Raw genomic sequence first — 502 nt, forward strand, 5'->3', positions numbered from 1 at the left:
GTCGACGAGCACACGGATCCGGGCTTCGGCGTCGGCGGCCGGGCCCGCTGCGGCGGACAACCCTGTGCCCGCTGCGGCGGACAACGCCGAGGCGACGGCGGGAGCCGCGGAGTCCCGGGCCCCCAGCACCGCGATCGTCAACTCGCGGGGCGGGGCCGGAGCGGCCGTCACGTCGACGCCGATCCGGGGAGCGCGGCCGCGCCCAGGGCGCACAGGGCGGCCTCGGCGAGATCGCCCACCTCGTCGTGGACCGCGAGCATCTCCAACTCGGCCTCGAGACGGGACACCCGGGTCGTCGACAGATCGAGCAGGGCGCGTTCGAGGAAGGACACGACGCCGTCGACCGACCGGTGCCCGGGCTCGCGCGCGTCCACGGCGGGTAGTCCACGGGCCCAGTGCGGCGGGTCCTCGTCGTCGTCGACCCCCGTGGCCACCACGAGCATCGGGTGCCGGCGCGCGCGGCGAACCCACGCCTCCTCATGGCGGCACGGGGCGGTGCGTA

The 502-nt window shown here is 76.5% G+C and carries 1 pseudogene; it reads right to left on the bottom strand.

The features are described from left to right. Nucleotides 1-167: 167 nt before the first annotated feature. Nucleotides 168-502: pseudogene (locus HMPREF3086_RS04280) on the bottom strand (hypothetical protein); the annotation flags it as partial.

The organism is Dietzia sp. HMSC21D01 (assembly GCF_001815995.1).
Taxonomy (GTDB): Bacteria; Actinomycetota; Actinomycetes; order Mycobacteriales; family Mycobacteriaceae; genus Dietzia; species Dietzia cinnamea.